The organism is Sulfitobacter sp. HI0040 (assembly GCF_001634885.1).
Lineage (GTDB): Bacteria > Pseudomonadota > Alphaproteobacteria > Rhodobacterales > Rhodobacteraceae > Sulfitobacter.
This window is the reverse complement of record NZ_LWEX01000009.1, coordinates 28131-52434: the sequence shown is the minus strand read 5'-3', so window position 1 is coordinate 52434 and position 24304 is coordinate 28131. Positions and strand designations below refer to the sequence as shown.

24 protein-coding genes are annotated in these 24304 nt (G+C 62.9%); 16 read left to right on the top strand and 8 right to left on the bottom strand.

The features are described from left to right. The first annotated feature begins 210 nt into the window (after positions 1-210). The 13 genes from A3728_RS00940 (at position 211) to A3728_RS00885 (ending at position 11790) form a co-directional block, all read left to right on the top strand. Positions 211-747 (top strand): DUF3305 domain-containing protein, encoded by a 537-nt coding sequence (locus A3728_RS00940; RefSeq protein ID WP_067919416.1) that lies wholly within the window; start codon positions 211-213, stop codon positions 745-747. Next, a complete protein-coding gene (locus tag A3728_RS00935; protein WP_067919414.1) occupies positions 744-1397 on the top strand; it encodes a DUF3306 domain-containing protein in 654 nt (217 codons plus the stop codon). Before A3728_RS00940 ends, A3728_RS00935 begins: the two co-directional genes overlap by 4 nt. Then, the gene (locus A3728_RS00930) at positions 1394-2014 is read left to right on the top strand and encodes a TorD/DmsD family molecular chaperone (protein ID WP_067919412.1); all 621 of its coding nucleotides are present in this window, start codon (positions 1394-1396) and stop codon (positions 2012-2014) included. The genes A3728_RS00935 and A3728_RS00930 overlap by 4 nt, the downstream gene beginning before the upstream one ends. Positions 2015-2069: 55 nt before the next feature. Beyond that, complete coding sequence (locus A3728_RS00925) at positions 2070-2258, top strand: twin-arginine translocation signal domain-containing protein (protein WP_067919410.1); 189 nt, start codon at positions 2070-2072, stop codon at positions 2256-2258. A 96-nt stretch (positions 2259-2354) separates the two neighbouring features. Next, entirely contained in the window at positions 2355-5363 is a 3009-nt protein-coding gene (locus A3728_RS00920; protein WP_067919408.1) for a formate dehydrogenase subunit alpha, read from the top strand. A gap of 12 nt (positions 5364-5375) precedes the next feature. Further along, positions 5376-5969: a formate dehydrogenase FDH3 subunit beta gene (gene fdh3B / locus A3728_RS00915; RefSeq protein ID WP_067919406.1), complete on the top strand. Its 594-nt coding sequence runs from the start codon at positions 5376-5378 to the stop codon at positions 5967-5969. Between the two features lie 146 nt (positions 5970-6115). Beyond that, entirely contained in the window at positions 6116-7345 is a 1230-nt protein-coding gene (locus A3728_RS00910) for a formate dehydrogenase subunit gamma (protein WP_067919462.1), read from the top strand. Between the two features lies 1 nt (position 7346). Beyond that, entirely contained in the window at positions 7347-8645 is a 1299-nt protein-coding gene (locus A3728_RS00905) for a c-type cytochrome (RefSeq protein WP_067919460.1), read from the top strand. After that, complete coding sequence (locus A3728_RS23830; protein WP_269084714.1) at positions 8642-8770, top strand: hypothetical protein; 129 nt, start codon at positions 8642-8644, stop codon at positions 8768-8770. Before A3728_RS00905 ends, A3728_RS23830 begins: the two co-directional genes overlap by 4 nt. A gap of 45 nt (positions 8771-8815) precedes the next feature. Next, positions 8816-9520: an ABC transporter permease gene (locus tag A3728_RS00900; RefSeq protein ID WP_067919404.1), complete on the top strand. Its 705-nt coding sequence runs from the start codon at positions 8816-8818 to the stop codon at positions 9518-9520. Next, on the top strand, positions 9514-10230 hold the full coding sequence (locus A3728_RS00895; RefSeq protein ID WP_067919402.1) for an ATP-binding cassette domain-containing protein: 717 nt from the start codon (positions 9514-9516) through the stop codon (positions 10228-10230). Before A3728_RS00900 ends, A3728_RS00895 begins: the two co-directional genes overlap by 7 nt. Then, a complete protein-coding gene (locus A3728_RS00890; protein ID WP_067919400.1) occupies positions 10227-11039 on the top strand; it encodes a substrate-binding domain-containing protein in 813 nt (270 codons plus the stop codon). The genes A3728_RS00895 and A3728_RS00890 overlap by 4 nt, the downstream gene beginning before the upstream one ends. Then, entirely contained in the window at positions 11014-11790 is a 777-nt protein-coding gene (locus A3728_RS00885) for a glycosyltransferase family 25 protein (RefSeq protein WP_330220249.1), read from the top strand. The genes A3728_RS00890 and A3728_RS00885 overlap by 26 nt, the downstream gene beginning before the upstream one ends. 3 nt (positions 11791-11793) lie before the next feature. On the opposite strand, the gene A3728_RS00880 is transcribed toward A3728_RS00885, so the two are convergent. Beyond that, the gene (locus tag A3728_RS00880) at positions 11794-12447 is read right to left on the bottom strand and encodes a peroxiredoxin (RefSeq protein WP_067919398.1); all 654 of its coding nucleotides are present in this window, start codon (positions 12445-12447) and stop codon (positions 11794-11796) included. Between the two features lie 159 nt (positions 12448-12606). On the opposite strand from A3728_RS00880, the gene A3728_RS00875 reads away from it, so the two are divergent. Further along, entirely contained in the window at positions 12607-14034 is a 1428-nt protein-coding gene (locus tag A3728_RS00875) for an aldehyde dehydrogenase family protein (protein ID WP_067919395.1), read from the top strand. Positions 14035-14088: 54 nt separating this feature from the next. Here the strand turns inward: A3728_RS00875 and A3728_RS00870 are convergent, their stop codons facing one another. Next, complete coding sequence (locus tag A3728_RS00870) at positions 14089-14754, bottom strand: FkbM family methyltransferase (protein WP_067919393.1); 666 nt, start codon at positions 14752-14754, stop codon at positions 14089-14091. 81 nt (positions 14755-14835) lie between these two features. Here A3728_RS00870 and A3728_RS00865 point away from each other — a divergent pair, with 81 nt between their 5' ends. Further along, complete coding sequence (locus tag A3728_RS00865; protein ID WP_067919391.1) at positions 14836-15681, top strand: alpha-1,2-fucosyltransferase; 846 nt, start codon at positions 14836-14838, stop codon at positions 15679-15681. Here the strand turns inward: A3728_RS00865 and A3728_RS00860 are convergent. Beyond that, entirely contained in the window at positions 15678-16325 is a 648-nt protein-coding gene (locus tag A3728_RS00860; protein WP_067919389.1) for an RluA family pseudouridine synthase, read from the bottom strand. The two genes, A3728_RS00865 and A3728_RS00860, sit on opposite strands and share 4 nt — an antisense overlap. Before the next feature lie 56 nt (positions 16326-16381). Between A3728_RS00860 and A3728_RS00855 the strand changes: the two genes are divergently transcribed. Then, a complete protein-coding gene (locus A3728_RS00855; protein WP_067919386.1) occupies positions 16382-16792 on the top strand; it encodes a nuclear transport factor 2 family protein in 411 nt (136 codons plus the stop codon). Here the strand turns inward: A3728_RS00855 and rarD are convergent. The 5 genes from rarD to A3728_RS00830 all read right to left on the bottom strand — a co-directional run bounded on the left by rarD (position 16785) and on the right by A3728_RS00830 (position 24304). Then, positions 16785-17708 carry an EamA family transporter RarD gene (gene rarD, locus A3728_RS00850; RefSeq protein ID WP_067919384.1) on the bottom strand — a complete coding sequence of 308 codons (924 nt, stop codon included), beginning with the start codon at positions 17706-17708 and terminating at the stop codon, positions 16785-16787. The two genes, A3728_RS00855 and rarD, sit on opposite strands and share 8 nt — an antisense overlap. Before the next feature lie 107 nt (positions 17709-17815). Further along, entirely contained in the window at positions 17816-20257 is a 2442-nt protein-coding gene (locus A3728_RS00845; RefSeq protein ID WP_067919381.1) for a GcvT family protein, read from the bottom strand. 12 nt (positions 20258-20269) lie between these two features. After that, positions 20270-21154 (bottom strand): homocysteine S-methyltransferase family protein, encoded by an 885-nt coding sequence (locus A3728_RS00840; RefSeq protein ID WP_067919380.1) that lies wholly within the window; start codon positions 21152-21154, stop codon positions 20270-20272. Next, entirely contained in the window at positions 21151-23595 is a 2445-nt protein-coding gene (locus A3728_RS00835; RefSeq protein WP_067919378.1) for a GcvT family protein, read from the bottom strand. The genes A3728_RS00840 and A3728_RS00835 overlap by 4 nt, the downstream gene beginning before the upstream one ends. 85 nt (positions 23596-23680) lie before the next feature. Then, a complete protein-coding gene (locus tag A3728_RS00830) occupies positions 23681-24304 on the bottom strand; it encodes a LysE family translocator (protein WP_067919376.1) in 624 nt (207 codons plus the stop codon).

The following is a 24304-nucleotide window of genomic DNA, read 5'->3' as shown; positions in this document are numbered from 1 at the left end:
CAGATAAAAACAGTCGGATAACTTGTTTTTAACGCCTGTTAGCGCTCCCTTTCCTTTGGGGCACTTGCTGCGTTGCAGCATGCGGAAAATTGATCGCGTTAAATTTTATTTACCCTTTGATTCACCCCCCGGATCTTCGATTATACAACCCACTGTTCTCACCAACCGACCGGAGTATTCTTGCAAAAGTTGCCAAGATTCGCGCAATCCATGCCTATCGGAATCGTCCTGCGCAGGTCGCCGGGCGTGACTCGATGGGCTGATGTCGTTTGGCGTGCCACTGGCATCCTGCCGGGCGCGGATGAGGCCGATTGGAAGCTGCTGCGGCAGGAAGGCGAGAGCGCGGAATACCATGCCGCCACCCTTCCGCTGACGCTCTACCGGTCCGATACCGAAGCGTATGTCCACGGTCTTGCGGCCAAGGTTCCGTGCCTTTTCGTTGTCTGCCGCGAAACCGGGGTGAAGGACCGACCGCTCGAAGTCGTGCTGGTGACCGCGTCGCCCTACGAGGCGCAGGATTACTGCGATGGCGGTGAAGAACTGGTGGAAAGAATCGCCATGACACCCGGCATCCTCAACTGGGTCCGCGCCTATGTGGCGGAGCATCACGAGGAGGAGGCTTTCGTCAAACGCCGCCGTGACAAGCAGCGCATGCCGCATCAGGATGGTGTGGGCGATCCCCGCATCTCGCAGGCGACTGACGTTTACCGCGCCCCCCGCCGCTCCGATACGGAGCCGGTTCAATGACGCGCCAGAGCTCATTCTGGGACCGCCGCCGGGCCGCTGTACAGGCCGAAGCCGAGGCGGAGGCCCGCGCCGTTCGCGCTCGTGAAGATGCGGTCGAGCAGGCCGCGCTTGCAGAATGTAGCGATACGGAGCTTCTGGAGCGGTTCGACCTCCCCGATCCCGACGATCTGAAACGGGGCGACGATTTTACGGCCTTCATGGCAAAGGCGATCCCTGCCCACCTGCGGAACCGTGCGCTGCGGAAGCTCTGGGTATCCGATCCGGCGCTCGCCTGTCTCGATGATCTCGTCGATTACGCGGACGACTACACCCAGGCGTCCTCCGTCACCAATTTTACCACCAGCTATGAGGTCGGCAAAGGCCTGCGGCGCCATGTGGAAGAATTGGCCCGCAAGGCGGTGGAACAGTCCGATGAGGTGCCTGCAGGGCAAGCAACCGCTGAGGAAGCCGAGGCGCTTGCGCTCTCAGAGCAATCCACCGGGACTGAAACGGTGGCAGCAGAAGATATCGCAGTGGCAAAAGCCGACAGCGCTGAAACAGAAGAACCGCAGGCCCTGTCCACGGCTGTCGAACCCGCGGACGCGACCGAAGAAGCGCCCCGGCCCGCGCCGCGCCGCATGACATTTCATTACGGGGAAAACGGCGCATGAGTCTTGCCACCGATACAAAGCCGACCGTGAGCGTGGAAAGCGAAGACCGCCTGCGCGCGGATCTTTACAACTTTCTCGGCCTGCTGCTTGCACGGCCGCCTGAAGCCGCGCTGCTTGAGCAGACCGCAGCGCTTTCCGGCGACGAAAACAGCGACCTCGGCACCGCGATCTCCGGGCTTGCCCGTACGGCTGCTGCCGTGTCGCCCAAGCAGGCAGAATCGGAGTTCAACGCCTTGTTCATCGGCCTCGGGCGCGGCGAATTGCTGCCCTATGCCAGCTACTACCTCACCGGCTTTCTGAACGAAAAACCGCTCGCCGTGCTGCGCAACGACATGTCCGCGCTGCGGATATCGCGGGCCCCCAACGTGTTCGAGCCCGAGGATAACATAGCCTCTCTCATGGAAATGATGGGCGGCATGATCGTGGGCCGCTTCGGTGCCCCGGCGAGCGAAGAGCGCCAGCGCGCCTTCTTCAACCGCCACATCGCGCCCTGGGCAAAGCATTTTTACACCGATCTGCAGGGGGCCAAGAATTCGGTCCTCTATGCCGGGGTCGGCGCTGTCGGCGCCGCCTTTATGGATATCGAACGCGAAGCCTTTCGCATGACCGCAGGCTGATGCCTGCCACCAAACCGCGGGGGATGCTCCGCACAACAGGAAGGGAGACATCCCAATGAAAGACAAAACAAAAGGCGCGAACCGCCGCGATTTCCTCAAGTTTGCCGGTACAGCCGCGCCTGCGGCAGCACTCGCTGTTGCAAGCACGCCGTCGGCGGGGGAAGCGAAGCCGGTCGATCTGCAATCGGAACGGATGCAGGATACCGAACACACCCGCGCGTATCTCGACTCCGCGCGGTTCTGAACAAAAGCAACCAACACCCCGGCCCATGAAACCGGGAGATACCATCAGGCCCGCCACGATAAGAATGATGCGGAACGGGCATCCAGGGAGGACAACATGCTTCGGAAAAAGACGAACGGGGTCACACGACGCCCACAAAGGTCCGGCATACTGTCGGATATCGCCGAAAAGTCCGTGGACCGCCGCGCATTCCTGCGTGGATCGGGCCTCGCGATCGGCGGTCTGGCAGCCATTTCCGCGACAGCGGGATCGGTCACACAGGCCAGCGCAGCGGCCGCCGTCAACGGCGCCGTCGAAACCATCAAGTCGGTCTGCACCCATTGCTCTGTCGGTTGTACCGTCGTTGCGGAAGTGTCGAACGGCGTCTGGATCGGGCAGGAGCCCGGCTGGGACAGCCCCTTCAACCTTGGTGCGCATTGCGCCAAAGGTGCTTCGGTGCGCGAACACGCCCATGGCGAACGCCGCCTGAAGTATCCGATGAAAAAAGAAGGCGGTCAGTGGAAGCGGATCAGCTGGGAACAGGCGATCAACGAGATCGGCGACCAGATGATGCAGATCCGCGAAGAAAGCGGCCCTGACTCCGTCTACTGGCTCGGCTCGGCCAAGCATTCCAATGAACAGGCCTACCTGTTCCGCAAGTTCGCCGCCTACTGGGGCACCAACAACGTCGACCACCAGGCGCGGATTTGTCACTCTACTACCGTTGCGGGCGTTGCGAACACATGGGGCTACGGCGCCATGACCAACAGCTACAACGACATCCACAACAGCCAGGCGATCTTCGTGATCGGCGGCAACCCCGCCGAAGCGCACCCGGTGTCGCTGCTGCACATCCTGAAGGCCAAGGAGCAGAACAACGCGCCGCTCATCGTTTGCGATCCGCGTTTCACCCGCACCGCGGCCCATGCCGATGAATACGTGCGGATGCGTCCCGGTTCCGACGTCGCGCTGATCTGGGGTATTCTCTACCACATCTTCGACAACGGCTGGGAAGACAAGGAATTCATCCGCACCCGTGTCTGGGGCATGGATCAGATCCGCGACGAAGTGGCCAACTGGACACCGGAAGAGACCGAGCGCGTTACCGGGGTGCCCGGCAGCCAGCTCAAGCGCGTTGCGCGCACGCTGGTCAACAACCGTCCCGGCACCGTGATCTGGTGCATGGGCGGCACGCAGCATACCAACGGCAACAACAACACCCGCGCCTACTGCATCCTTCAGCTTGCACTGGGCAACATGGGCGTAGCCGGCGGCGGAACCAACATCTTCCGCGGCCACGACAACGTTCAGGGTGCAACCGACCTCGGCGTTCTTGCCGATACCCTGCCGGGCTACTACGGCCTGTCCGCCGGTGCATGGGCCCACTGGGCACGTGTATGGGACGAAGAGCTGGAATGGCTTCAGGGCCGGTTCTCCACTGCCGTCTATGACGAAAAGCCGATGATGAACCTGACCGGTATTCCGGTCAGCCGCTGGATCGACGGCGTGCTGGAAGACAAGGAAAACCTTGATCAGCCGGACAACACGCGCGCCATGGTCCTGTGGGGTCATGCGCCGAACTCCCAGACGCGGATGAAGGAAATGAAGACCGCGATGGAAAAGCTGGACCTGATGGTAGTGGTCGACCCCTACCCGACGGTTTCGGCGGTTCTGCAGGAACGGACAGACGGCGTGTACCTTCTGCCGGCGGCGACACAGTTCGAAACCCGCGGCTCCGTTACCGCATCGAACCGCTCGCTCCAGTGGCGTGATCAGGTCGTCGAGCCGCTGTTCGAATCGAAGCCCGACCATACGATCATCTCGATGTTCGCCAAGAAGTTCGATTTCCACGATCGGATGTTCCGCAACATCGGCATGGACGGCGATGAACCGAACGTCGAGGACATTACACGCGAATTCAACCGCGGCATGTGGACCATCGGCTACACCGGTCAGAGCCCGGAGCGTCTGAAGACGCACATGGCGAACCAGCACACCTTTGACCGCACGACCCTGCGGGCCAACGGTGGGCCGGCAGACGGCGACTACTACGGTTTGCCGTGGCCGAGCTGGGGCAACCCCGAGATGAACCACCCCGGCACGCCAAACCTTTACGACATGTCGATGCCGGTGGCTGACGGTGGCCTGACCTTCCGCGCCCGTTTCGGCGTGGAGCGGGACGGCGAGAACCTGCTTGCCGAAGGCGTCTACTCCGCCGGTTCGGAAATTCAGGACGGTTATCCCGAGTTCACCGTGGCGATGCTCCGGCAGCTTGGGTGGGACAAGGACCTGACCGACGAAGAGGCCAATTCCATCAACCGCGTGGCCGGCTTCGATGAAGGTATCCGTCTCAACCGGGTGACCACGCAGCCTGCCGAGGGTGCCTCTGGCAGCGATAAGGAAGTGGGCGAACAGACCTTCACCGGGGACATTCCTTCGGATTACGAAGAAAAGTCCGGTGGTGTGAACTGGAAGACCGACCTTTCGGGCGGCATCCAGCGCGTGGCGATCGCCCATGGCTGTGCTCCCTTCGGCAACGCCAAGGCGCGCGCCGTGGTCTGGACCTTCCCTGACCCGGTTCCTCTCCATCGCGAGCCGCTCTACACCAACCGTCGCGATCTGGTCGAAGACTACCCGACCTACGAGGACAAGAAGTTCTGGCGCGTACCCACGATGTACGCTTCCATCCAGCAGAACGACTTCTCCGAAGAGTATCCGATCATCCTGACCTCCGGTCGTCTGGTCGAATACGAAGGCGGCGGCGACGAAACACGGTCCAACCCGTGGCTGGCGGAACTGCAGCAGGACATGTTCGTGGAAATCAACCCCCGCGACGCCAACAACCTGGGCATCCGGGAAGGCAACATGGTCTGGGTCGAAGGTCCTGAAGGCGGCAAGGTCCGCGTGATGGCCCTTATCACCGAACGGGTCGAGGCCGGCGTGGCCTTCATGCCCTTCCACTTCGGTGGCCATTTCGAAGGCGAAGACCTGCGGAGCCGCTATCCGGACGGTGCAGACCCCTATGTTCTGGGCGAAAGCACCAACACCGCGCAAACCTATGGCTATGATTCAGTAACCCAGATGCAGGAGACCAAAGCCACTCTCTGCAAAATCTGGGCAGCGTAAGGAGACCAACCAATGGCAAGAGCAAAGTTTCTCGTCGACGCCGAACGCTGCATTGAATGCAACGCCTGCGTGACAGCCTGCAAAAACGAGCACGAGGTGCCGTGGGGCATCAACCGGCGCAAGGTCGTGACGATCAATGACGGTAAACCGGGCGAGCGTTCGATCTCGGTCGCTTGCATGCATTGTTCCGATGCACCCTGCATGGCCGTGTGCCCGGTCGATTGCTTCTATCAGAACGAGGAAGGCATCGTCCTGCACTCCAAGGACCTGTGCATCGGCTGCGGCTACTGCTTCTACGCGTGCCCCTTCGGCGCGCCGCAGTATCCCCAGGCCGGGAACTTCGGTTCGCGCGGCAAGATGGACAAGTGCACCTTCTGCGCCGGTGGTCCGGAGGAAAACAACTCCGCCGCCGAGTTCCAGAAGTACGGTCGCAACCGGATCGCGGAAGGCAAACTGCCGATCTGCGCCGAGATGTGTTCCACCAAGGCCCTGCTGGCCGGTGACGGCGATGTCGTCTCGGGCATCTACCGCGAGCGTGTCGTTGCACGCGGCTTCGGGTCGGGCGCCTGGGGTTGGGGCACGGCTTACGACCAAAAAGGCGGCTGATCGCGGCCTGCAAAGGCCGCCACCAAGACAGGGCCCGTCAGCGTTTCGCTGGCGGGCCGTTTTCCGCCCGGTCCACGTGCAGCTTGCACCCAGGACCGCGCATACTAGACTGAAGCCAAGCCGATCCGGTGCCCATGGAGGTTCAAATGGTCCTATCCCGCATTCTCTTCCCGCTCTTGCTCGCGATGTCCCTCGCAGGGATGGCGACCGCGCAGGAAACGGCGCCGTCGCCTGACGCGCTGAACGACACGAACCTGCAGTTCGAAAACAACGGGCAGCAAACGCTCGAAGATATTCTGGCCCGTCAGCGCGGCGAGGACCGGCCCTTCGGGGCCGACATCCCGCTCAGCACCGGCGATGATCGCGAAGGCGCGCCCGAAGCGGCGCCGCTGGGAACGCTGGGCGGTGCTTCGGACCCCGCGCTCTGGCGCGAATTGCGTGCCAACGCGGCCGACGTGACGGCCTCCAACAACGGACCGGCGGCTACCGTCCTGATGCAGGACAACGGCATGTGGTGGCTCAATTTCCGCCGGGGCCCCCTGGCGACCTACGGCGCCTGGCTGCTGGGTGGTACGCTGATCCTGCTGGCGCTCTTCTATCTGATCCGCGGCCGTATCCGGCTGGATCATGACCGCGCGGGCGTCCGCATCGAACGGTTCAAGGGGATCGAGCGGTTCGCGCACTGGCTGCTTGCCGGTTCCTTCATTCTGCTAGGCCTGACCGGCCTGCTGACCCTTTTCGGTCGCACCACGTTGATCCCCCTCTTCGGGCTCGAAGCCTTCTCCGTTCTGGCGACCGGGTCCAAGTGGATCCACAACAACGTTTCCTGGGCGTTCATGCTGGCGCTGATCATGGTCTTCTTCATGTGGGTCGTTCACAACCTGCCCAGCCGCACGGACATCAAATGGCTGATGCGGGGCGGCGGTATGTTCGGTGGCGGACATGTTCCGGCGAAGAAATTCAACGCCGGTCAGAAACTGATCTTCTGGGCGGTCATCATTCTGGGCGCGTCCATCTCCGTCTCTGGTCTTTCGATGCTGTTCCCGTTCGAATTCTCGCTCTTCGGGCCCACATTCTCCAAGATCAACGATCTGGGGCTGCCACAGCTCTTCGGCTATGCCGCGCTTGATACGAACCTCAGCCCGCAAGCGGAAATGCAGTATGCGCAGCTTTGGCACGCAATGGTCAGCTTCGTGCTGATGGCTGTCATCTTTGCGCATATCTATCTGGGTACGCTGGGGATGGAAGGCGCCTTCGAAGCGATGGGGTCCGGTAAGGTGGACCTTGAGTGGGCGCGTGAACATCACAGCATCTGGGCGGACGAGGTCATGGCCCGCAAGGATGCCCCCCCGGCCACCGCGCATCCCGCCGAATAACATGCGCACGCGGGCGGTCACGGTTGCACTGCTGATGCTGTCACTGCCCGCGCAGGCGCAGGAATTCTTTACACTGAAAGGCCACGGCGGCCCCATCATGGACATCGCCGTGGCGCCGTCGGGCACGATTGCCACGGCAAGCTTCGACTACTCCGTCGGTACATGGAACGGCGCCGAGCCGAGCTGGCACGAAGGGCACCGTGCCGCCGCCAACGCTGTCGCATGGCTCGACGACCAGCACCTGCTGTCAGCAGGCGATGACTTCGCCGCGATCCTGTGGGACCTCGTTACAGGTACCTCGCAGCGGTTCGAAGGGCATCAGGGCAAGATCACAGACATCGCCATCGCCCCCGGGGGCGAAACTTTTGCCACCGCCAGTTGGGACGGAACCATCGGCCTATGGCCAACCGCGGGCGGAGAGGGCACATTCCTTAAAGGGCACCAACAGGGTGTCAATGCCATCGCTTTCGGGGACGGGGGCCGCCTGCTCTATTCCGCGTCGAGTGATGGAACCATTCGCCTCTGGGACGTGGCCACCGGGCAGGAATTGCGCCAGATCGTCCAGCACGGGTTCGGCGTGAACCGGCTGATCCTCGACGAAGACGGCGGCCGGATCGCCTATGGCGCGGTGGACGGTGTGACCCGGATCGTCGACCCGGAAGGAAAAGAGATCGCCGACTACACGCTGGAGCGGCGCCCGATCCTCGCCATGGCATATCACGCGCCGTCCTCGCTTTTGGCCGTAGGCGATGGCGAAGGATACATCATGGTCATAGACCTGAACGCCAAACGGATCGTCCGGGATTTTCGCGCCACGGCCCGGGGGCCCATCTGGGCGCTCGCCTTTTCGCCCGACGGGCAAAACATCCATGCGGGCGGGCTCGATGATGTGATGTATTCATGGCCCGTGGACATTCTGGACTCGGTGGAAAAGATGGCGGCAGGCACACGCAGCTTCCTGCGCGACCCCGAAACCATGGATAACGGTGAGCGGCAGTTCATGCGCAAATGCTCCATCTGCCACACGCTGACAGAGGACAGCGCACGCCGTGCCGGCCCGACGCTGCGCGGGGTTTTCGGCAGGCGGGCGGGAAGCGTTCCGGGTTATTCCTATTCGGCAACACTCAGGAATTCCGATATCGTCTGGTCACCGGAATCGATAAATGCCCTGTTCGACGAAGGGCCGGACCATTACATTCCGGGAAGCAAGATGCCGATGCAACGGATCGCCGAAGCTGTGGACCGCCGCGATTTAATCGACTATCTGCGTAAAGCCACGCAATCGGGGGACACCGAATGAAAGCCTTTATCGTTTCGATGGTCGCACTGATCGTCATCACTGTCGGTGCGAACCTTCTGCTGACCCAATCAGACATCTATCCGCGTCAGGATGTATCGCGCGACAGCGTCCGACTGGGTAACTGAACACGTCCAGCCTTCTTGTGAGCACGTATCTGACGACCCGTCCGCATGGATGATATCTGGGCCGGATTGGCGGCTGCATTCAGGCTGATCGTGACGCTGGATGCCGATCTGGTGGAAATTACACTCAGGTCGCTGCAGGTCAGCCTTTCGGCACTGGCAATCGCCTGTCTCATCGCGCTGCCCCTGGGCACATGGCTGGCCATTCGCCGGTTCCGTTACCGCCGCTGGGCCATCGCGGTGCTGAACGCATTGATGGGCCTGCCCCCGGTGGTGGTCGGGCTGATCGTCTATCTGCTCCTGTCCCGATCCGGCCCGTTCGGCGTTCTGGGCCTGCTGTTCACCCCGACCGCGATGATCATCGCGCAGGTCATCATCATCACCCCGCTGATTGCTTCGGTCACGCATCAGGCGATGCGCGACCTCTGGGCCGAGTACCACGACCTGCTCATTTCGCTCAACGCCACACCGGGGCAACGTATCCTCACCCTCATACTCGACGGTCGGCGTGCGCTCCTGACGGCGGCGCTGGCAGGCTTTGGCCGCGCCATCGGCGAAGTGGGCGCCATCATGATCGTCGGTGGAAATATCGACCATGCCACCCGCGTGCTGACCACCGCGATCGCGCTCGAAACAGGCCGGGGCGACTTCGCGCTCGCACTGGGGCTGGGGTTCGTGCTGATCCTGCTGGCCCTGACGGTGAACCTCGTGACCCACGCGCTGTCACGGACGGAACAGGAGGGCCGGTGGTGACTGCGCTGCTTCCGGTACGGGTAAAACAGGCTGTGGTGCGGCGCCGGGGCAAGACGCTGCTCGGCCCGGTGGATCTGGAACTGGGGCCGCGGGGCTTTACCATCGTGCTCGGCCCCAACGGGGCGGGCAAGACGACCCTCCTGAAGACGATCCACGGGCTTTCCCGGCTCAGCAGCGGCCATGTGAAATGGTCGCTCCCCGCGGCAGAGGCGCGCCAGCGTCAGGGCTACGTGTTCCAGAGCCCCATCATGCTGCGCCGAAGCGTGCGGGCAAACCTCGCCTATCCGCTGCGCCTTGCAGGGGCGCGGCAAAAGGATATCGCGGAAGCTGTCGAACACTGGGCGGGGGCCATCGGCCTTTCGGGCGCGCTGGATCGGCCCGCCCCGCAGCTATCGGGCGGTGAAAAGCAGAAGCTTGCCCTCGCACGCGCGCTCATCCGTTCACCGGATATATTGTTTCTGGACGAGCCCTGCGCCAATCTGGACGGGCGTTCGATGCGGGAGATCGAGACGCTTCTGCAAAAGGCGCATGATGCGGGGACGCGGATCGTCATGTCCACGCATGACCTTGCCCAGGCGCAGCGCCTTGCCACGGATATTCTGTTCCTGTTTAACGGAACCGTTCACGAGTCCGGCCCGGCGGAACAATGTCTGCGCAGCCCGCGCACAGCCGAACTGGCCGCTTTCCTGAGGGGAGACATTCTCGAATGACGCGTATTCTTACCATTACTGCCGCCCTGTTCTTCGCCTTCGCCGCACAGGCCGAAACGATGAAGCTGGCCGTTACCACCTCTTTCGCCAATTCCGGCCTTGCCGACCTGTTATTGCCCGCCATTCAGGAAGATACAGGGCTGGAGGTTCAACTGCTCATCGTGGGGACGGGACAGGCGCTCCGCCTCGGAGAGGCGGGGGATGTGGATGCGATACTCGTCCATTCCCGCAAGGCCGAAGACGCCTTCGTCGAAGCGGGCTATGGCACACATCGCCGCGAAATCATGTATAACGACTTCGTCCTGATCGGGCCGCAGAACGATCCGGCCACCGCAGGCGTGGCGGAGAATGCGCCCATGGCATTTCGTTCCATCGCCACCGCGCTGGCTCCCTTCGTCAGCCGCGGGGATGACAGCGGCACCCACAAGAAGGAACTCGCGCTCTGGGCAGCCGCCGATCTGGATCCGGAAAGCTTTGGTGATTGGTACAAACCCGTCGGTTCCGGCATGGGGGCCGCGCTCAATACCGCCGCCGGGTTGGAGGCCTATATCCTGTCCGACCGCGCAAGCTGGCTCAATTTCGCAAACAAGGCGGGGCTGGACATCGTCTTTGCGGGGGATCCTATCCTTTTTAACCAATACGCCTATATCCCGGTCAACCCGGAGCGGCATGCCCACGTGAAAGCCGACGCGACCCGCGCGCTGGAGGACTGGTTGACCGGCCCGCGGGCCCAGGGCCTGATCGATGGATATACCATTGCGGGCGAAAAGCTGTTCACCTTCAATGCCCAGTCTGCCGGCGCCGAATGATGATCCTGTTGCTGGCCATCCACCGCTTTCGCTGATGCGGTCGTTCATCATCCACATGGCGGGCAGCACCGCGCGGCGCCCGAATGTGGATCGGCTCTTGCTGGACCTGCCGGACGCAGAGGTTGTGGATGCGGTTGACGGGCGCGACCCCGCGCAACGGGCCGGCGTGCAGACCCGCCCGGGAGATCTGCATCGCCCCCCCTACCCCTTCCCGCTCTCCCCGGCCGAGATCGGCGTGTTCCAGAGCCACCGGCGCTGCTGGCGCAAGATCGTGGAGGAGGGACTGGATCACGCGATCATCGTCGAGGACGATCTGGCCGTGGAACAACAGTTGTTCGCGCGCGCCCTCGATCTTCTGAAGGACCAGCCATTGGCGCAGATGTACGTCCGCCTGCCGCCCAAGAACCGGGAAAATCCCGCCGCGGTGCTGGCTTCTGACGCAGAAATGCAGCTGATGTTACCGCGACGGATCGGCTTGCAGACCTGCTGCCAGATCGTGGGACGCAAGGCCGCGGAACATCTGCTTTTGGCGTCGGAGGTGATCGACCGGCCTGTGGACACATGGCTGCAGATGCATTGGGTCACAGGCCAGTCGGTTCACACCATTCTGCCCAACGGTAACCGTGAAATCGCCCATGAACTGGGGGGGTCCACCGCGCAAAGCAAAACCCGCACCGGCGCAAAGCCGATGCGGGAAATACGGCGCGCATGGTACCGCGCGCAGGTGGCCCTGCGTCCGCAGAAGCCCTGAGCTCTACTTCGGCGCGGCGGTCGTCCGCAGGTAGGGCAGCTTCTTGTCGAAAGAGCCGAACTTGGCCTTCGCATCCTCATCGGAAACGGTGGCGGGAATGATGACGTCGTCGCCAACGTTCCAGTTTGCCGGTGTCGCCACGCCCTTGCCGGTGGAGGTTTGCAGACCGTCCAGCGCGCGCAGGATCTCGGCGAAGTTACGGCCCACCGTCATCGGATAGGTCATGCTCAGCTTCAACTGCTTGTCAGGCCCGATGATGAAGACCGCGCGCACGGTCGCGCTATCGTTCGGGGTACGCCCGTCGGGCAGATAGGCATCGGCAGGCAGCATGTCGAAGGCCTTCGCAACCTCCAGCCCGTCATCTGCGATAATGGGGAAATTCGGTTCAGCGCCCGAAACCGACTTGATGTCGTTCTTCCACTTCTTGTGGTCTTCCACCCCGTCGACGGAGATGCCCATGACCTTGGTGCCGCGCTTTTCCCACTCATCGGCGAGCTGGGCCACGGCGCCGAACTCCGTCGTGCAGACGGGGGTGAAATCCTTGGGGTGCGAAAAGAGGATCGCCCAGCTGTCCCCGACCCAGTCGTGCAGCGACATGCTGCCCTGATCGGTTTCGACGGTCAGATCGGGGATGGTGTCATTTATGCGCAAGCTCATGGTGTCCTCCGGTATGCATTATGGTCGGTATCCGGAAGATAGGTACTTTCCCTGCCCGTTTCATCCCCTCTCTTGCAGAGTGAGAAGCGCGGTGACACAGTGGCGCGAATTTGGCCGGGGGCAGCCCCGACATATGCCGAAGCCAAGAGGAGAATCACGATGATCGAGAAACGCGAATTTTACATCAATGGCGAATGGGTCGCCCCGAAGCAGGCCAATGACTATGCCGTCATCGACCCGTCAACCGAAGAGCAATGCGCCGTCATCTCGCTCGGCGATCAGGCTGATACGGACGCCGCCGTTTCAGCGGCACGCGCAGCTTTCCCCGGCTGGTCCCATACATCCAAGGAAGAGCGGACACAGCTGATCCGCAAACTGCTGGAGATCTATCAGGCCCGGTCCGAGGAAATGGCGCAGGCGATGTCCAAGGAAATGGGCGCACCGATCGAAATGAGCCGCGCGCAGCAGGTCGGTGCCGGTAGCTGGCACATCGAAGGTTTCCTGAAGGCCTTCGAAGACTTCTCTTTCGAGCGCGACTTCACGGATTCCGAAAAGACCCTGCTGGAACCCATCGGTGTCTGCGCGCTGATCACCCCTTGGAACTGGCCGATGAACCAGATCGTGCTGAAGGCGATTCCGGCGATGGCGACTGGCTGCACCATGGTGCTGAAGCCTTCGGAGATCGCACCGCTTTCGGGTCTGCTCTTTGCGGAATTCGTGCATGAGGCAGGCTTTCCCAAGGGCGTCTTCAACCTTGTGAACGGGGATGGCGCGGGCGTGGGCAGCCAGCTTTCCGCGCACCCCGGCGTCGATATGGTCAGCTTCACCGGTTCCACACGCGCCGGTATCGCCATTTCCAAGGCGGCGGCGGACACGCTGAAGCGGGTATCGCTGGAACTCGGCGGCAAGGGCGCCAACATCATCTTCGAGGACGCGGACCCCAAGGCCGCCAAGCAGGGTGCGATCCGCTGCTTCCGGAATTCCGGCCAGTCCTGCAACGCGCCGACCCGGATGCTGGTCCACAAGTCGCGTTATGACGAAGCCGTGGAAACCGCAGCCGAGGTTGCGCGCAATACCCACGTGGGCCCCGCCTCCGAAGAGGGCAGGCATATCGGGCCTGTCGTTTCCGAAGCGCAGTTCAACAAGATTCAGGGCCTGATCGAAAAGGGCATGTCCGAAGCACGGCTTGTCGCCGGCGGTCTGGGGCGTCCCGATGGGCTGAACCGGGGCTATTACGTGAAGCCCACCGTTTTTGCGGATGTGTCGAACGACATGACCATCGCGCAGGAAGAGGTCTTTGGCCCGGTGCTGTCGATCATCCCCTTCGAGTCGGAGGACGAGGCCATCAGCATCGCCAATGACACGCCTTATGGCCTGACCAACTATATCCAGACGTCCGACACCGACAAACGCCGCCGCGTGGCACGCCAGCTTCGCTCCGGCATGGTGGAGACGAACGGGAAAGGCTTTGCCCAGGGTTCGCCCTTTGGCGGCTACAAGCAGTCCGGTAACGGGCGCGAAGGCGGCATCTTCGGTCTTGAGGAGTTTCTCGAGGTGAAGGCCGTATCGGGCTGGGCCGCTGAATAGGCTGCCCTGACCATCGGGGGAAATACCGCCCCCATCTGGCCCGCATTCCCGCATCTAGCGCGGTTTGCGGGCCCATTCTTCCCAGATGAACGGATATTGCCACACGCAGTCATGCGTACGGCTCAGCACGTCGCGGATCGCTTCGCGCTGGCCGATCTGGGCGTCCGTGTAGTGGTGAAACTGGACCGTCAGCCGGTCGATGCGGGCGATCAACCCGCTGTCGATCAAGGCGGGCAGAAGATCATATTCGCCACCTTCGATATTCATCTTGACCACGGCCAGCTTGTCCAGACCAAGGTCGTCGAAAATCTCTTCCACCGGGCGAACCGTACCTGTGACCTTGGGTCCCTCCCTGACCAGCGCGGAGGAGGCATTGTCATCATCCGTAAGGTCGAGGCTGCCTTCCCTTGCGCCCACCGCGAAGTCGTGAACCCGGATGTCGGCCCGTCCTGCGAAACGCCCGTTCATTGCGGCTGCAAAGCGGGGATGCGGCTCGAACACATGGACAGTGACGCCATATCGCTCCGTCATGGCAGCCGCCCAATCGCCGAGGTAGCCGCCAAGGTCAAGCACGACATCGCCTGGCTTCAGCCCCTCGTATCGCAGGGGGGTTCCCCGGCCATGTGCCGCCCGAAACTCCCGAATCAGGCGTTTGCGCGCCCGGAATGCGGGGTCGGTTGCCAGCTTCCATAGCTTGTGCAGTTCGCTGGGTACGGTCATGGGCAGCGGCCTTTTGATCTGGGCAATCGGTTCGGCTTTACCCTACAAAGGCCACGACCGACGCGAAAGGCACGCTGACACATGATTTATTCCCGCCTGCACGGGGGCCTCGGCAATCAAATGTTCCAATACGCAGCCGCGGCCCAGCTTGCCGCGCGGCTGGGGGTGGAGGTTGCACTCGACCCCCGGCGTGCCCTCGCCAAGGGGCAGGGCGAGCTTACCACCGTCTTTGACTTGCCGGTTGTCCCGCCCCACAGGCTTCCTCCCGACCGGGACGAGCGGATGCTGGGGTATCTGCTTTGGCGGCTCTTTGGCCGTCGTCCCGTGCTGCGCCGTGAAAGGGGGCTGGGATACGATCCGGCTTTCGAGACCTGGGGGGATGAAAGCTATTTGCACGGCTATTGGCAGAGCCAGAAATATTTCGCCGATATCGAAGACAGGCTGCGGGAAGATTTCGTCATGACCCCGCCCATGTCTGAAGAGAATACGAAAATGGCGCAGCGCATCGCGGCGGGCCCTTCTGTCGCCCTGCATGTAAGGCGGGGCGATTACGTGGCACTGGGGGCCACAGCAGTCTGCGATCAGGCCTATTACGATGCTGCGCTGAAGGCGGTAACGGACGGTTTGGCCGAGGCACCGACCGTTTTTGTCTTTTCCGACGATCCCGGCTGGGCGCGCGATAACCTCGCGGTACCTTTCGAGAAGGTTGTCGTGGATCTCAACGGGCGGGAAACGGCGCATGAGGATATGCGGCTGATGTCGCTTTGCCAGCACAACGTCATCGCCAATTCGACGTTCAGCTGGTGGTCGGCCTGGCTGAACCGTAACCCGGAAAAGCGCGTTGCCGCCCCTTCCCGCTGGTTCGCGAATACCCACCAGCGCAATCCCGACATCCTGCCGGAGAGCTGGATCCGCATCGGTTCCTAGAAGGGTGCCTTGCTGCGCACCTTGGTGGAATGGCCGCCCTGGGGATGATTGAACCGCAATTCCTGGGAATGGAGCATCAGACGGGGATAATCCCGCGCGGGACCTTCGGCATAGAAGGGATCACCCAGTATCGGATGCCCCAACGCCAGCATGTGAACCCGCAACTGGTGACTGCGCCCGGTGCGCGGATGCAGCCGCACGCGGGCGGTATCGCCTTCCGCCTTGATCACCCGCCAATCCGTCTGGGCCGGTTTGCCGGTCTCGTGGCAAACCATCTGCCGGGGCCGGTTGGGCCAATCGACGATCAGCGGCAGATCGACTGTCCCAGTCTTGTCGGCGGGAACGCCCCAGACACGGGCGACATAGGTCTTCTTGGTCATCCGCTTCTCGAACTGGAGGCCAAGGTGCCTTTGCGCATGGGGGGTCAGCGCAAAGATCATCACGCCCGAAGTGTCCCGATCTAGCCGGTGCACCAGCAAGGCATCGGGAAATGCCACCTGCACCCTGCTCAGCAGGCAATCCGCCAGTTCCGGCCCCTTGCCGGGCACGGAAAGCAGGCCGCTGGGCTTGTCCACCAGCAGCACATCTGCGTCTTCGTGCAGAACGGATAACGGAACGTCAGGCGGGTCGTATTGGGTTTCCATTCCCGTGCGTCTCAAATGTAGCATGCGATGACAAGCCATCATGCGAAAGGTTTCCCATGCATCCGACGATCGAGACTATCCAACAGGTCGTGGCGAAGGGCGATGCCGAAGCCATCGCGACAGTTCTGGCCGAAGACGTGCGCTTCATGCCGCCCACCTACTGGGCCACATGGACAGGCCGCGACGCGGTGGCCGCGGTTCTGGGACATGTGGGGCAAGTCTTCAGTGACTTCCGGTATCGGCGCATCATGGGGGAAGGCAACGACTGGGCGCTGGAATTCCAATGCAGGATAGGCGATCTCGATGCCGTGGGCGTGGACCTCATCACCCTCGATCAGGATGGGTTGGTACAGACCTTCGAAGTGGTCATGCGACCGCTGAAATCTGTTGCCGCGCTGCGCGAGGCAATGAACGCCCGCGTCGCGCAGGACCCCGCGTTCCTGAAGCATCGCTCGGCGCTCAGCTGACGCGCGGTACCCGTCGAAGACCTGTCACCATCGACGTCGTATAGATGATCAGCGCCAGCCAGATCATCGGAAAGGCGATCATCCGGGCGCGACCGAATTCTTCCCCGAAGATGAACACCGCCACAAGGAAGATCATCGTGGGTGCGATGTACTGCAACACGCCGATCGTCGACAGGCGCAACAGCTTCGCCCCGTTTGCATAGAACAGCAGCGGAACCGCCGTGACCGCCCCGCAGCCGAACAACAGCCAAGTGTTGAGCGGTACACCCGTCGCGAAATGGCTCTGCCCCGTCATCATCAGCCAAAGGACGTATCCCGTGGCCGGGGCCAGAAGGATCAGCACTTCGAGCAAAAAGCCTTGGTTCGGGCCAATCGGCAGGCTCTTCTTGGCCAGCGCATAGAACCCCCAACTCAACGTCAGGCCGAGCGCCGCCCAGGGTACACGGCCCGCATCCACGATGAGGACCAGAACCGCCCCCGCCGCCAGTGCAATGGCCAGAAGCTGTGCCCGGGACAAGCGTTCACCCAACAAAACGGCCCCCAGAAGCACGCTGAACAAGGGGTTGATATAATACCCCAGCGCGGCGTCGAGCGCGTGGCCGGATGCGATCGACCAGACGTAGATGCCCCAGTTGACCGAGATCAGCGCAGCGGTGACGCAGCCCATGGCCAGCATACGTGGTGAGCGGATCGCTTCGCGCAGGGCCGCGGTCCGGCGCATGGCGATCAGTACCACCGCGGCGATGGGGACAGACCAGATCACACGATGCGCCACGATCTCGGCCGCCGGCACATGCGCAAGCGCCTTCATGTAAAGCGGCAGGAACCCCCAGAGGAAATAGGCCGCCAGCGCAAAGGCAAGGCCGCTCGGGGTATCCTCGTTCGTCTTGGGCGTCAGGGCGTCGGGGCTGCGCATCACGGTATTCCAAATGGTCGTAAATCCCGGGGGAGCCGCCGCGGCGCGGCGGCGGGGGCTGGCCCCCCTCCCTTCCCCTTAGACCCGTTAGTGCCCCGCTTCCAGCCTCAAACCTTCACCCGCTCGGAGGCGGGATCATACATCGGCTTCAAAGAAGCCTCCGCCGCCACGCGGGTTCCGGCCACGTCGATCTCGTAGCGGGAGGAGAGCACCTGCGCCGCCGTCTCGCCGCGGCAGGGGACGTAGCCCAACCCCATCGCCCCGCCAAGGTGGTGGCCATAGGCGCCGGAGGAAAGATAGCCCACGATTTTCCCGTCCCGCAGGATTGGCTCGTTATGATAGAGCAGCGGTTCGGGGTCCTTTAGACGAAACTGTAGCAGCCGGGCCGAAAGCCCTTCGTCCTTCTTGCGCAGCACGGCATCGCGCCCGATGAAGTCCGGCTTGTCCGTCTTCACCGCGAAGCCCAGCCCTGCTTCCAGCACGTGATCTTCGGGCGTGATGTCATGCCCGAAGTGGCGGAATCCCTTCTCGATCCGGGCGCAGTCCATCATGTGCATCCCGCAAAGCTTCAGCCCGAATTCCTGCCCGGCCGCATGCAAGGTCTCGAACGCATGGGCGGCCATGTCGGCGCTCACATAAACCTCCCAGCCCAGTTCTCCGACGTATGTCACCCGGTGGACCCGAGCGAGCCCCAGCCCCAGCTCGATATCCTGCGCCGTGCCAAAGGGGTTGGACGCGTTCGAAAAGTCGTTCGGGCTGACCGCCTGCAGCAGGTCGCGTGCCTTCGGGCCCATCACGGCGAGCACGCCTTCGCCTGCGGTGACATCGGTGATCACCACGTTGAATTCGCCAATGTGCCGTCGCATCCATGTCTCGTCCGCCAGCCGGGTGGCTGCCGGCGTCACCACAAGATAGGCCGTTTCGCTCAGCCGGGTCACGGTCACATCCGCTTCGATGCCGCCAGTTGGGTTGAGGAACTGGGTATAGACGATCTTGCCCACCGGGACATCGTACTGGCCACCCCCCACATGGTTCATGAAGGCGGTCGCATCCCGCCCCTCGACCCTGATCTTACCGAAGGAGGACATGTCGTACATGCCAAGGTTGGTGCGGACCGCCCTCACCTCTTCCGCGACGTTGTCGAAGAAGTTCTGCCGTTTCCACGAATAGGAATATTCGGGCTCCTGACCCGGACGGGCAAACCAGTTGGCACGCTCCCACCCGGCCAACTCGCCCATGACGGCCCCGTTTTCCAGCAGTTGGCGGTGAAACGGTGTGCGCCGTACCCCCCGGGCGGTGGCCTTCTGGCGATAGGGGAAGTGATCGGCATAGAGCAGCCCTAGCGTTTCGGTCGACCGTTCGCGCAGGTAGCGGCGGTTGCCCTGAAAAGGCTGCATCCGCGTGATGTCCACATCGCCGAGGTCAAAGGGCTTCTGACCGTCCTCCATCCATTGCGCCAGCGCCATCCCGGCCCCGCCCGCCGACTGGATACCGATGGAGTTGAAGCCGGCGGCCACCCATACGTTGTCCATCTCGGGTGCGAGGCCAAGGTGATAGGCATCGTCCGGGGTGAAGCTTTCAGGCCCGTTGAAGAAGGTATGTATGCCCGCATCGGCCAGCATCGGCATCCGGGCAACGGCGGCCTCCAGCACCGGTTCGAAATGATCGAAGTCCTCCGGCAGCTGGTCGAATTCAAAGGCGTCGGGAATATCGAGCCGCCATGGCTTGGCGACAGGTTCAAAGGCTCCAAGGAGGATCTTGCCTGCGTCCTCCTTGTAATAGGCGCATTCATCCGGGACGCGCAGCACCGGCATCTGGGTTAGCCCGGCGATGGGTTCGGAGACGATGTAGAAATGCTCGCAGGCGTGCAGCGGTACATTGACACCCGCCATTCGCCCGACTTCGTGACCCCACATACCAGCGCAGTTCACGATCATGTCGCAGGCGATATGCCCCGTCTCAGCGCCCTGTTCCCAGTCGACGCCCGTCACCCGGCGGCCTTCCCGCCGGATTCCGCTCACCCGGGTGCGCTCGATAACGCGGGCGCCGCGCTGGCGCGCCCCCTTTGCCAGCGCCAGTGCGATGTTCGCCGGGTCGCCCTGCCCGTCCTTGTCGAGATAGACGCCGCCGGTGACACCGTCGATGTTCAGATGCTCATACCTTTGCTTGACCTCGCCGGGAGAGATCTCTTCCACGTCCACGCCGAAGGCCCGCGCCATGGCGGCCTGCCGGAACAACTCCTCGCGCCGTTCGTCCGTCAGGGCCACGGTGATCGACCCGCAACGTTTGAAACCTGTCGCGACCCCGGTCTCTTCTTCCAGATTGCCGTAAAGTTCCTGACTGTACTTGGCGAGCTTCGTCATATTCGCCGTAGCGCGCAGTTGCGCGATCAGCCCCGCGGCGTGCCACGTGGTGCCGGAGGTCAACTGTTTGCGTTCCAGCAGCACGACGTCCTGCCAACCGAGCTTGGTAAGGTGGTAAGCGACGGAGCATCCGATGACACCCCCGCCGATGATCACCACGCGCGCCCTTTCGGGTATATCGGTCATCGCGTTGCTCCTTTAGACGATGTCATGCCCTGCCGCGCCCAGGCGGCGGGCGATTTCCGCGATATGCGCAGGGCCGACCTCGCAGCATCCCCCCAGAATCGTGGCGCCCGCGTCGAGCCAGCCGATCGCGTGTTCCGCGTAGACCTCCGGCGTCAGATCGCGCCGCCTCTGCAGGGCATCGACAGTGGGTTTCTCCTTGAGGAAATCCTCGGTGATCCGCTCAAAGGCATTGGCATAGGCACCGAATGGCAGATGGCTCTCTGCCAGCACCGCCAGTGCCGCTGGTATCGCCTCAGGGGCGGAGCAGTTGACCAGCACCGCCGCCGCCGCGTGCTCTTCGAGCAGCGGCAGCACTTCGGCCAATGGTTCGCCCGACCGCAGGCGCGTGCCATCGGTATCGCTGACCGTGCAGGCGAGCCAGACGGGAAGGCCGCTCCCCACGGTCCCCGCCAAAACCGCTTCGGCATGGAGGACGGAGGCCACGGTTTCGCAAAGCAGCAGATCACAGGCCGGGGCGAGCAGCCCCGCCACCTCTGCATAAATCGGCACGGCCTCCGGGGCGGGCGGATGCAGATCGGGGCGATAGGACGCGGCCAGCGGCCCGATCGACCCCGCGATGCGCCCCGCGCCGCTGGCTTTCGCCTCACCCAGCGCGAGGTCGAGCAATTCGGCGAACTGCCCTGCAAGGGGTGTGTCCGTTAGCCGGTCCCGGTGGATCGCATAGGTGTTCGTCGTAGCGATGCTGGCCCCGGCTTCGGTAAAATCGCGGTGAACCTCGGCCACCAGGCCGGGATGATCCAGCATCACCTGCGTCGACCAGAGCGGTGTCGGCTTGTCACCGGCGCGGTGGACCAGTTCCTGGCCCATCCCGCCATCCAGAAGCGTGATCGCGGTCATGCGCGCAGCCTTTCGTTTTGAGGGTCCCACATGGGCTGATCGGGCTGCACCTCCGCCGTGCGTCGATCACCGAAAATGTCTATCTCCACCCGGGTGCCGGGTTCCGCCAGATCGCTGCGGATCATGCCCAGCGCGATGGAGGCCCCCACCCGGTAGCCGTAGTCCCCGCTGGTGGTTTCACCGACAACTTCGCCGTTGTGCCAGATCGTGGACATATAGGGCGCATCCTGTTCGCCCGCATCCACCTTCAGCGTCACAAAGCGCTTCTTCACCCCTTGCTGGCGTTCGTTCTGCAGCGCCTGTTTGCCGGGGAAGTCCTGCGGTTTGTCCAGTTTGACAAAACGGTCCAGCCCGCCTTCGAGCAGGGAGTAATCCGTCGAAAGGTCGCCCTTCCACGCGCGGTATCCCTTTTCGATCCGCAGGGAGTTGAGGGCGAACATGCCGAAAGGCTTTGCCCCCGCCTGCGTCACCGCATCCCAGATCGCGGGGGCGTCGGCCATGTCGCAGTGGATTTCCCACCCCAGTTCGCCCGCGAAGGACACGCGCAGCAGCACGCAGTCGTAGCCCGCGACCTTTGCCTCCTGAAAGGATAGCCACGGCAAGGACAGATCGCCGTCCGTGAGGGGGCCGAGGATATCGCGCGCCTTTGGCCCGGTCACCAGCAGGCATTCGTACTTGTCACTGCGGTCATGTATTTCGACCCCCTCGGGAAGGTCTCGCTTCAGCACGTCCCGGTCATGCCATTGCGCCAGCGCGGCGGTAATCAGCCAGATGGCGTCGTCGCTCCGGGGGATCACCGACATCTCGGTCAGGATACGCCCCCGGTCATCGGGGAAATAGGCCAAGCCGACCCGCCCCGGCTGCGGCAGGCGCGACGCGGTGAGCGCGTTGACATGGTCGCGCGCCCCCGGCCCTTCCACCGCCAATCGGGTGAAGCCCGAAATCGCGAGGATGCCGCAGCCGGTCTGAACCGCTTCGCATTCCTCCTGAATACGCGGGGCCCACGGCCCGTTGCGGTCCCAGGTCTGGGTCGCCTCTTCGGAGGTGTCGTCGCCCGGCTTTGCGAACCAATTGGCCCGCTCCCACCCATTGTAGCTGCCGAACTGCGCACCTGCTTCCTTCAGCCGGTCGTGCAGCGGTGACAGCCGCTTGTTCCGCCCCGCAGGCCATGCGTGATGCGGGAAATGCATCGCGTATTCGTGGCCGTAGACCTCCATCGCCTTCTGGTCGCTGTGATCCTGATCTGCGTAAGCGGTAAGGCGGCGCGGGTCGCAGGCCCACATGTCCCATTCCGTCTGTCCTTCGGTGATCCACTCCGCCAGCACCTTGCCCGCACCACCGCCCTGCGTGATGCCGAAGGTGAATACGCAGGCCTCGTAGGCATTGGGCACCCCCGGCATGGGGCCAATCAGCGGCAGACCGTCGGGGGCATAGGGAATCGGCCCGTTGATGACCCGGCCCACCCCGGCGGTGCCGAGCAGGGGCACGCGCGCCATCGCGTCCTCGATGTACCATTCCAGCCGCTCCAGATCGTCGGGGTAGAGCTGGAAGGAGAAATCCTCGGGCATCGGATCCTCGGGCGTGACCCAATGCGCCTTGCAGTTGCGTTCATAGGGGCCGAGGTTCAGACCGTTCTTGTCCTGCCGCAGGTAGTAGGAGCTGTCGACATCACGCAGCAGCGGCACCTTGCGCCCATTCTCGCGCGTCCATTCCGCCAATTCTGGGATTTCCTCGGTCAGGAAATACTGGTGGCTCATGACCGTCATGGGCACGGTACGCCCGCCGAAGGGCTTGAACCATTCCCCCACCCGCTGGGCGTAGTAACCGGCGGCGTTCACCACCTTTTCACAGCGGATATCGCCCTTGGGCGTATGAACGATCCATTCGCCGCCATCCCGACTCACACCCGTCGCCGGGCAGAACCTTTCGATCCGCGCGCCCATGTCGCGCGCGCCTTTCGCCAACGCCTGCGTCAGCTGGGCCGGATCGATATCGCCGTCATCCGGATCCCACAGGCCGCCTGCAAGGTCGTGGGTTTCGAGGAAGGGGTAGCGATCCTTCAGGTCGGAAAGGTCCATCATCTCGAGGCTGAGACCCTGATAGTTCCCCATGGAACGTGCGCGCTCGAACTCCATCATCCGTTCCTTGCCATGGGCCAGCCTGACGGAGCCCGTGACATGGTAGTTCATCGGATAATCGACTTCCTTCTCCAGCCCGGCATAAAGCCCGAGGGAGTAGCGCTGCATGTTCATCACGGCCCAGGAGGTGGAGAAACTGGGGCAATTGCCCGCCGCATGCCATGTGGAACCGGCCGTCAGTTCGTTCTTTTCCAGCAAGACGCAATCGGTCCAGCCTGCCTTGGCGAGGTGATAGAGCGAGGATACCCCCACCACGCCGCCGCCAATGATGACCACGTGGGCCGTTGTCGGAAAGTCACTCATCGTGCTGCTCCTCTCGATAGGAAAGATCTTGAATCTGGTATCGTCGATGGGGCCGCGCCCCGGTGGTACTGGCTGCGCAACCGGGTCATGACCGCACCCCGACAGGAGTAGCGGACCCCAGCAGCACGCCGTAAACGATGAAGCACAGGGCCATCACGCGGCGGAACCATGCGTTGAAGACCGCGCCCAATGCGGCCCGCCCCAGCCCCGCGCCCAAGGCCGTGAACCCCGTATAGCTGAGCGCGGTGAGGGTCAGCGCCGTTGGGACGATCAGCGCCATCTGGTCCCAGATCGGAACCCCGGGCTGCACGAACTGAGAAAAGGCCGCAAGGTAGCCGGCAACGCTCTTGGGGTTGATCGTGGCAATGGCGAGCGCGCGGAAGTAGACCGACGCCGCCGGACGGTGCGTCATCTGAACGGGGCGCGATGCCAACATCAGGCCGCGCAGCCCCAGAAATATCAGGAAACCCGCGCCGATCAGCTTGGCGATGAAGAACGCCTGCGGCGAGGCGACAATCAGGGCCGTCACACCCAGTGCAGAAAGCAGCAGAAACAGGCTCGCCTGGGTCAGAATCGCAAGGACCCCGATCATCGCCCGCCTGAAGCCGAGGTTCATCCCGTTGCTGATGCAGTTCACCGCGTTGGGTCCGGGCGTGGTGACGAAGACGGCCCAGAACAGCGCGAATATGATCCATGCCTCGAAACTCAT

Coding starts and splice junctions, on each gene's coding strand:
- A3728_RS00940 (WP_067919416.1), top strand. CDS start 211: ATGCCTATCGGAATCGTCCTGCGCAGGTCGCCGGGCGTGACTCGATGG.
- A3728_RS00935 (WP_067919414.1), top strand. CDS start 744: ATGACGCGCCAGAGCTCATTCTGGGACCGCCGCCGGGCCGCTGTACAG.
- A3728_RS00930 (WP_067919412.1), top strand. CDS start 1,394: ATGAGTCTTGCCACCGATACAAAGCCGACCGTGAGCGTGGAAAGCGAA.
- A3728_RS00925 (WP_067919410.1), top strand. CDS start 2,070: ATGAAAGACAAAACAAAAGGCGCGAACCGCCGCGATTTCCTCAAGTTT.
- A3728_RS00920 (WP_067919408.1), top strand. CDS start 2,355: ATGCTTCGGAAAAAGACGAACGGGGTCACACGACGCCCACAAAGGTCC.
- fdh3B (WP_067919406.1), top strand. CDS start 5,376: ATGGCAAGAGCAAAGTTTCTCGTCGACGCCGAACGCTGCATTGAATGC.
- A3728_RS00910 (WP_067919462.1), top strand. CDS start 6,116: ATGGTCCTATCCCGCATTCTCTTCCCGCTCTTGCTCGCGATGTCCCTC.
- A3728_RS00905 (WP_067919460.1), top strand. CDS start 7,347: ATGCGCACGCGGGCGGTCACGGTTGCACTGCTGATGCTGTCACTGCCC.
- A3728_RS23830 (WP_269084714.1), top strand. CDS start 8,642: ATGAAAGCCTTTATCGTTTCGATGGTCGCACTGATCGTCATCACTGTC.
- A3728_RS00900 (WP_067919404.1), top strand. CDS start 8,816: ATGGATGATATCTGGGCCGGATTGGCGGCTGCATTCAGGCTGATCGTG.
- A3728_RS00890 (WP_067919400.1), top strand. CDS start 10,227: ATGACGCGTATTCTTACCATTACTGCCGCCCTGTTCTTCGCCTTCGCC.
- A3728_RS00885 (WP_330220249.1), top strand. CDS start 11,014: ATGCCCAGTCTGCCGGCGCCGAATGATGATCCTGTTGCTGGCCATCCA.
- A3728_RS00880 (WP_067919398.1), bottom strand. CDS start 12,447: ATGAGCTTGCGCATAAATGACACCATCCCCGATCTGACCGTCGAAACC.
- A3728_RS00875 (WP_067919395.1), top strand. CDS start 12,607: ATGATCGAGAAACGCGAATTTTACATCAATGGCGAATGGGTCGCCCCG.
- A3728_RS00870 (WP_067919393.1), bottom strand. CDS start 14,754: ATGACCGTACCCAGCGAACTGCACAAGCTATGGAAGCTGGCAACCGAC.
- A3728_RS00865 (WP_067919391.1), top strand. CDS start 14,836: ATGATTTATTCCCGCCTGCACGGGGGCCTCGGCAATCAAATGTTCCAA.
- A3728_RS00860 (WP_067919389.1), bottom strand. CDS start 16,325: ATGGAAACCCAATACGACCCGCCTGACGTTCCGTTATCCGTTCTGCAC.
- A3728_RS00855 (WP_067919386.1), top strand. CDS start 16,382: ATGCATCCGACGATCGAGACTATCCAACAGGTCGTGGCGAAGGGCGAT.
- rarD (WP_067919384.1), bottom strand. CDS start 17,708: ATGCGCAGCCCCGACGCCCTGACGCCCAAGACGAACGAGGATACCCCG.
- A3728_RS00845 (WP_067919381.1), bottom strand. CDS start 20,257: ATGACCGATATACCCGAAAGGGCGCGCGTGGTGATCATCGGCGGGGGT.
- A3728_RS00840 (WP_067919380.1), bottom strand. CDS start 21,154: ATGACCGCGATCACGCTTCTGGATGGCGGGATGGGCCAGGAACTGGTC.
- A3728_RS00835 (WP_067919378.1), bottom strand. CDS start 23,595: ATGAGTGACTTTCCGACAACGGCCCACGTGGTCATCATTGGCGGCGGC.
- A3728_RS00830 (WP_067919376.1), bottom strand. CDS start 24,304: ATGAGTTTCGAGGCATGGATCATATTCGCGCTGTTCTGGGCCGTCTTC.